Source organism: Sphingomonas sp. ID1715, from assembly GCF_013044515.1.
Taxonomy (GTDB): Bacteria; Pseudomonadota; Alphaproteobacteria; order Sphingomonadales; family Sphingomonadaceae; genus Sphingomonas_B.
This window is the reverse complement of record NZ_JABEPR010000011.1, coordinates 34,681-41,920: the sequence shown is the minus strand read 5'-3', so window position 1 is coordinate 41,920 and position 7,240 is coordinate 34,681. Positions and strand designations below refer to the sequence as shown.

At 61.2% G+C, this 7,240-nt stretch carries 5 protein-coding genes; 1 reads left to right on the top strand and 4 read right to left on the bottom strand.

All coding sequences use genetic code 11. The features are described 5' to 3' along the window. Window positions 1–655 precede the first annotated feature (655 nt). Window positions 656–1,285: a hypothetical protein gene (locus HJG53_RS17070; protein WP_171132475.1), complete on the top strand. Its 630-nt coding sequence runs from the start codon at window positions 656–658 to the stop codon at window positions 1,283–1,285. A 349-nt stretch (window positions 1,286–1,634) separates the two neighbouring features. On the opposite strand, the gene HJG53_RS17065 is transcribed toward HJG53_RS17070, so the two are convergent. The 4 genes from HJG53_RS17065 to HJG53_RS17050 all read right to left on the bottom strand — a co-directional run bounded on the left by HJG53_RS17065 (window position 1,635) and on the right by HJG53_RS17050 (window position 7,102). Further along, entirely contained in the window at window positions 1,635–2,048 is a 414-nt protein-coding gene (locus HJG53_RS17065; protein ID WP_171132473.1) for a putative toxin-antitoxin system toxin component, PIN family, read from the bottom strand. A 3-nt stretch (window positions 2,049–2,051) separates the two neighbouring features. Continuing rightward, window positions 2,052–2,312 (bottom strand): ribbon-helix-helix domain-containing protein, encoded by a 261-nt coding sequence (locus HJG53_RS17060; RefSeq protein WP_171132471.1) that lies wholly within the window; start codon window positions 2,310–2,312, stop codon window positions 2,052–2,054. A 250-nt stretch (window positions 2,313–2,562) separates the two neighbouring features. Further along, a complete protein-coding gene (locus tag HJG53_RS17055; protein WP_171132469.1) occupies window positions 2,563–5,469 on the bottom strand; it encodes a site-specific integrase in 2,907 nt (968 codons plus the stop codon). Beyond that, entirely contained in the window at window positions 5,459–7,102 is a 1,644-nt protein-coding gene (locus HJG53_RS17050; protein ID WP_171132467.1) for a hypothetical protein, read from the bottom strand. Before HJG53_RS17050 ends, HJG53_RS17055 begins: the two co-directional genes overlap by 11 nt. Window positions 7,103–7,240 lie beyond the last annotated feature (138 nt).

The following is a 7,240-nucleotide window of genomic DNA, read 5'->3' as shown; positions in this document are numbered from 1 at the left end:
CCATCGGTAGGGATTGAGCCGGGATCGATCGCGAAAAACCCCAGGGAAGCGAAGAATTTCAGCTGCGCGGCGAGGCCAAGGCGCGTCAGGGCCGGCTTCGAATTTACAAAATCAATATCGGCAAAGCTCAGGCTCCATCGTCCGATCAAATCCCCGCCCGGAATACTCCGATCCATCAACCCACTCCCTATGATGGAGCGAACTGTCCTCTTCTATGATTTCCATCGTCAATACCGAATGCCACGTTCCCAAAACGTTCTCCGACTTGGCCAAAATCGCAGCTTGGGGCCGACTGGGCCTATGCAGTGGATCAACTCCGTGCCGACATCGAGGCGCGTGTTCGCGAGCTCCGCGCCGACGCGCTGATTATCCAGGAAGCTGCACCCGGTTTGGAGCCGTCTTTCCTGGCGTCCTTCGTGATTTGGGATGCCGGTCAAGCCAGGTGGCTCGGTCCGTGCCGGCTCTGGTTGAGCCAGGACGAGCGCCTCTGGCTTGCGGCAGATCAAGGCTGTGATCGCTGGGGGCCTTGCCTCGAGTTGGCGCGAACGCGCCTGCGTCCAACGGCGGTGGCACCCTGGTCTTCCGCACCCGATCGGGATGCCGGCTTCGCGCGCGCCGATGCGGCGCTCGCCCGTCTGCTTGGGGAGATGCCGTCATGAGCCCCCGCCCCGACTGGATCAGCCCTTCCGTCGTCATGGATATGATGTTCAACGACCCGCTGGGATCGATGGAGGATTTCTCGTTCTCGATGCTGCGTACCTCGATGCGCGGCAAGCCGACCAGCGCTGCAGCGCTTGCCTTTGCCAAGCTCAACCCGCGCGAGCCCGTGCAGGCGGATGAACCGGTCGCTGGCAGCTGGCCAGCCACGACTGCAATGTCGGGACTGGCGCTGGCGCCTGGCGTGGCGGACGAGTGGGCGGACCCGGCGATCCTTTTCACGCGCTACGAGGCGGGGCTGCTCGCGGCCGAGAGCGCCTCCCTCATCGTGCTGACGCTCCGCTTTTCGCTCGATCACACCCGGCACGATATGTTCGACATGGGTCATGCGTTTGCGACGGAGCGGCTGGCCCGCGCGCGCCGCCTCTCGACGCTGGTCGTGCTGCACGTCCCCGGAGAGTCGGACTCCCGCTCGCTGCCGCATGTTCACCTGATCGCCCTCGCCCGTGCTCATTCGGCGAGTGGCTTCGGTCCTTATGCCAACGATATCTTCTGCGACGCTGGCCAGCAGGTTCTATCCGATGAATGGCGCGCCTTTGCCAAGCGCTGGAACACGATGATGCCGTAAAGCCGACCTGTCGTGTGCAATGGTCGCTTGTCTTGTGTAAGGCGAACTAATTAAGGCTAGGGTCGGAAATGAACAGCTCGCCGGGATGCACCGCGACGAGCTGTTCGAGGGCGCGCCCAGTCCGAGAAGGCGTTTGCCGGCACCGCGAGGGTTTATTCGAAGCTCTCGCCCGGTGAGCACCATCGGCGACATTCTTTCGGGCCGCATCAAGCGACTTAAATAGGACACCCAAACCTTCCTCGGCGATGGCGTTGGTGCACGTGGACCGGTGGTCCCGTCCCTTCCCGTGCAGTCTTGACGTCCTAAGCCGCCGCTTGGTGAGGACGGATTATAGGGCAACAAAGCGTCATCAGATTTCGAGTTGGGCGGCAAATGCGGATGCAGTTATGATCTGGGCCGAGCCATGATGCCGCAACACGAGCAGGTCGTCTTTATCGCCGGTCACCAAGCGATCGACGGCTCCAGCCTCGCAAAGCGCTAGCAGGAAGTCGTCGCGCGGGTCCCTTGAGCGCTCGACGGGCGGCAGCTTCTCGGGCATCTGGGCGAGCACCGCGATCTGGTTGACCAGCCTGCCGCTCTCCGAGGGTCGAACCAGCGCCCTGATCTTGTCCCGGCGACTGACGGCGCGGAGCTCGTCGAGCTGGAGACGATGGCTAACTAATGTGAACCGCCGGTCAAACCAGGCGTCGATCAGTCGTCCGGGCGTTCCGCCCGGTGCAATCAAGCCGCTCAAAAGGATGTTTGTATCGAGGATGACACGCACAACTTAGCGCAGCGGATCCGTCCAGAACGCCGTGCGGGTTGCGCCAAGCTCCTCGTTAACGAGCCGGGCAATCTCGTCGTCATCGACGCCGGCGTTACGCGCACGAATGTCTACCACGGTCTGGCGGAGCACCTCGCGGTTGACCGCCTCCTCGACAAACCGGGAAAGGTCCCCTTTCCGCCCGCCGCGGGTCGCCAACAGCGTGCGAAGCGCCACGTCGGTGTCGCGCGAGACCTTCAGGCTCCATCGAGCAAGTTCACCCATCCGTCACCTCATGCGTCTAGACACATATACGCATGGTCTCGTGAGGGTACAATGAAGTCATTCGGCACCATCAGACCCAAGCAGACCGGTCCGATGCCTCCGTGAAATGGGACACTCAGACCTTCCTCAGCTATGGCATCAGGGCACGTAGACCTGTTCTTACGTCCTTTCCCATGCAGCATCGTGGCAAGAAGGAGCATGCGGGGCGCTTGCAAAGCGTTCCTCGTGTGACAGCCACCCAGGCAGGTCTCTACGCAGCTCTCAGAAAGAAAGGTCCGGCCTCCTGGTCGCCACCACGCTTGCGCCGCGTAGCACGCAAAGCATTAGCTGAGATCCGATCCGAACTTGCCACAAGTAATGCCAGGCCAAAGCGAGTGGCCGAATCCAGTGTGAGGTGCACTTTGGTTCTGACCTGGGGGGCTCCGGTACGAGGGAACCATGTCCCTGCTCGCCCCGACCCTTTACTCATTTTGATTTGGTGGGGCAAAACGCCGATCGTGCGGAGCGCGTCCACAAAGGCTTGGGCACGCTCCTGCTTGCGGAACGGGTAGACGTTTCTTGGTCGCCGAATGACCCTCATCAGTGCCGCTCGGAGGCGCGCACTTTTATCGATCCTGCCCTCTTTGGCCGCTATTTCGATATCCAGCGGTACGTGTTGACCAAGCCGTAGCCAGCCCCCTGCCCTAAGCTCCGGCTGAAGACTTTCCTCTCGGAGCGAGGCTTGGCTGGCAGGCGATCTGCGCTGGGTCGTGAGATCAACTACGGCATTCGCTCGCTCGACCACTCCCTCTACGGTCTTGAGAGGGATATCTAGCAACTCTGCTATTCGGCGCAGCGCAACACCACGATCCGCAATGACCAAGATCGCTTCTGTGACGTCCAATCGATGCGGGCTGGGCAAGCTCACACGGGGTGGAAGCCAGGGCTGGTACGCTGTGCCAGTGATTGGGCTACATTCAGCAAAATGGTCGATAAAGCAGCTGCCGCTCACATGATCGTCAGCACGCGGCCGCCCTCTTAGGCGACGGACGCGCGCTGGCGCCGTGACGGGGAGAAACCGGCTGTTCTGTTCGGTTCTCATAGCCGACGCAGCGGCTTGGTCCTCTGCGGCTAATCGACGTTGCGTTCGCTTACGGATGTTCTCGGACGTAGGGGGCGGGGTAACCAGCGCTTGCAAAACGGCGGGTTGAAGGGCGATCTGAGCGGACCGGCGGTGGAGATAGGCAGACAAGCTCCAGTCGAGCAGGTGAGCATAGCGTTTGAGAAGGCGCGAGATATGGGCATGACCCATCAACGTGCTGACGGCATGCACTGCCGATTGGCCGAGGCGACCCTGCCCTAACAAGCGCTCCGATACGCGCCCCTTGCGATCCAGCGAGACCAGCTCGGGGCCGATCCCCTCGGGCAGGGTCAGCCCGCCTGAATCTTCCGGCAGCAGTAACGTTGCGAGGAGGTACGTGCAGAAGCTGTGCCGGAGGGTGGTTCCAAGCGCGTAGCGGCGGTGGAGGATGCGTTTGCTGGCGTCCGTATCGCCCAATATGATCGTCAGAATACGTTCTATGGGATGCAGCAGAGCCGCATCGGTACAAGGCTCCTCGGCGCCCGTGCAGTCGGGGCATGCAGGGAAGAGAAGCTTTGCCGTGTCGCCACGTGCTTCGACTAGGCGTCGCCGGTGCCAAGCGATAAGTTCGTCCTGTTCCTCTTGCTGGAGCAGAATGTCGAGCGGCAGCCGCCGATAACTGGACAGGCTCTTGAGCGTGACATCGTCGTTCACGCGCACCGTGAGCTCGACGAGCCCCTCATGGCGATCGAGATCGCCAATCCGGAAATGCCGCACCTCCCGCCCCCTGACACCAGCTCGGAACATCAGGATGGCGGCAAGCCTAATCATCAGCCGGTGCCGCGGCTCCACTGACAGCTGGTCGATGAGGCGCAATGCACAACTGAACTGCGCACCTGAGAGAATCTCGGCGACACCTCCGGATGTGTCAGGCTGCCGGTCCCGGCCGGGCCAGGGCTTAAGATGGTTCCAATGGTGGCAGATATAGGCGTCCAATTTTCGCACGGCGCTGTGCGCCGGGGCTTCCCGGGTCTTGGCCGCGCTCACCACAGCATCAAAGATGGAGTGCATCAGGTCAGGGGGTGCGTCCTTGAATCTGCGCATCCAGCACTCCCGCCAATCATAGCGGGCAAGTGCGCCAAGATACGACAATTGGGTGCTGAGGCGCACCCGGTTCAGTCGAACTTCCCCTGGGCGACGTCCGGAATACGAGAGCAGCCCAAACAGGTTGTACACGGCCTCTCTTATTGTGCGCGGAGGGCGATCGAGCAGCCCGCTGAGTGTCTTCGTTCCCAGCAACCTTTTCACCTGCGACCGAACGAGCAATGCTTCGCTTCGTCTGTTCATTAGGTTTTGGGCTTTGGCGGAAGAGAGCGGCGCCAGGAGCTTCAAGATGTGAGCGGAGCCACCCGTGTAGTAACGATACCCACGCCGCGCAGAGGCCGGAGTCAGGTCAATTTGGAATCTTAAGAGGCTGTCGGCATCGAGTTGGGAGACAAACAGCTCAGGCGTGGGAGCTAAAAGCAAGTTGCGCCAGAGCGGCTGCGCCACGGCAGAGCTATGCTCAATCCCCGCCGCGTAGTCCGCCAGAACTCCAGGCATCTGCAGTCGTAGCCGCAGGACGACAGCTGGAAGGAACCAGCCCATGAAGGAATCCGCTTCCCCGCCGACATCCCCTTCGACCGCGCGACAATAGTTGTGGATCAGCACTTCTGGAGCGGGAAGCTGTCCATCGGCGGTCAACTTCGAACGCTTCCAGCCCCGGAGCAATGCCGTCGTCAGCGGGTCTGCGAACCACCGGCGCTGCCTGTATCGGCCTTCCCCATCTTTGAGACTAAAAACGATGTACGGTGTGGTCGTTGTCTGGAACTGACGGCTTCGGACCCGTTCAAGCCATGATGACCAGGCCTGCGGAGCCACCAGCCCGCCATGTATGACCGCACTTGTCAGGATCTGGCCGAGCCAAGCCCCTGGGGCGGCAGGAACGGTGCCCCAATGGGCGCGCAGTTTGCGTTCGAGCTCATCGAGGGAACGCAGCTTTTCGAAGTCAGCCCCCATGAGTGGGTTCGGGGGGAACTTTTCCGTTTCATTTTTCATCGTGAATATCGAGTCGGTTGCTCAGGCCAGACTGGACCGCCCAGCCGCCACACCCTTCGGGAAGAATTGCGCGAAAGGCTGCCTTCAAGCTTTCCTTGAACAGCAAGGGATCGAGTGCCCCGCCGTTCCACCAAGGCTCGGCGCCGATCTGCCAATGTCCCAGAAGAGCGTCGACGACTTCATGGCTGACGCGCCCGCAGAGCTCCGCACGCAGATAGTGCCGAAGGGCGTTCATCGGTAGCGGCCAGTACCAGGGGTCACCCGCCAACATCTTCTCAAACTGGCCAGCCCCTAAGCGCTTTGCCTGCAGGTGCCGATCAAGGCGAAAAAATGGCAGGCGATGTTCATCCTCATCACGCCAACGCTTGATCGATTTTTGGCTCCTCTCGGGAAGCCTCGGGTCGGTGAGCAACGCCTCGATATGGTCGCAGTAAGCCTGCAGCTGCCTCTGGACGATACCCGGAGCCCAGACTAGGCGCAGCTTGTAGCTCTCAAGATTGTCACGAAATGCAGTCGTTTCTTTGAGCAGAGCGACGGTCGCTGCGGGCGTGTAGCCCTTGTCGCGGAATAGGCCGAAGCCGGTGCCAGGATCGATCTGACGGGGGTGGAGAATGGGATCCTTCACTCGGCGTCCGCCAACACAGAGCGACCACAGCATCCAGCTGTACGTCAGCATGGCGTTGTGCACCGATGCCACCTGCCGGGGCTCTCGCGCCGGCTTACAGAAGCGGATTTCGTCGATGAGCTTGTCGCGTAAGCCTTCCACGGCAGCAGTTGTCGGTATGAAGCGGCTGCCGAGCGAGAGCTCCACATCGCTTTGGAAATAATCGAGGACACAGTCGTCGAAGGTGTCGACGCTGGCTTGGGTGCATGCCCGTTCGTGCTCTTGGGTGATGTGCGGTTCAGTCCCGCCCGAGTAATAGGCCGCTGCCTGCCGCGCGGGCTGCTTACCACCAGTCAGCAGGCGAGCCATGCCGCGGTCGCTGCCCTTCAGATTGACTAAGCCGGTCTCCAAGGCGCGCTCGATGCGCTTCGGATCGACGATGCGCGAGCGCCTTGAGATGCCATATGCGGTTCCCGCTTGGCGGAGGAACGTGTCAACCAACTCCTCGAGCTTTCCCAGGCTGTAGGAAAATACCGGCCTCTGCTCCTTCCAAAGAGCGGGCGTTCCGCTCCGGTCCCAATCGGAGCCGATATAAACCTTCAGGCAGCGAGCCGCCCTCTCCCCCAGTTTGAAAATAACCTGATCGGACGGTGGCAAGACCAGCTTGGATGCGGCGGCATTTGGCTGGGCTTTCGTCGGCGAAGCACCCGCCGGCATGGCCAGCGCATAGCCTTGGCCATAATGGATCAGCCAATGCCCTGAGCGATCTCGCGCATCGTCGAGGCGGCCGGAGAAGAAACGGAGGCAGCAAAGCTCTTCTAGATCGCGTCCGCTGATGAGCATGAGCGCGACGGCTGCCGCGGCGGCTGCCATCGGTTCGTCGAGACCATGCTCAAGGGCATGGTCGATTGCAAAACAGATCCTCCGCACATCCATTGCAGAGGTGGCGCTGAGCGCGATTGGAAGTTCGTTATTGCGCCTCTCCTGAGCGCGCCGGCGGCCAAGAAAGGCCCGATCTGTTGCGCTCATCAAAGTGGCTTGGTTCTTACGCTCGGCATGCGTGCCTGCCCGTAAGCAGGCTTCGCGCAGAGACAAGGCAAACTAGCCACAAGGCACTGATTCGTTTTGTGAATCAATGTGGCCAAACTGAGTCAGAAAACTCGTCGG

What these genes read in the sequence shown, in the direction of transcription:
- HJG53_RS17070 (WP_171132475.1), top strand. Translation starts at nt 656, where the DNA reads ATGAGCCCCCGCCCCGACTGGATCAGCCCTTCCGTCGTCATGGATATG.
- HJG53_RS17060 (WP_171132471.1), bottom strand. Translation starts at nt 2,312, where the DNA reads ATGGGTGAACTTGCTCGATGGAGCCTGAAGGTCTCGCGCGACACCGAC.
- HJG53_RS17055 (WP_171132469.1), bottom strand. Translation starts at nt 5,469, where the DNA reads ATGAAAAATGAAACGGAAAAGTTCCCCCCGAACCCACTCATGGGGGCT.
- HJG53_RS17050 (WP_171132467.1), bottom strand. Translation starts at nt 7,102, where the DNA reads ATGAGCGCAACAGATCGGGCCTTTCTTGGCCGCCGGCGCGCTCAGGAG.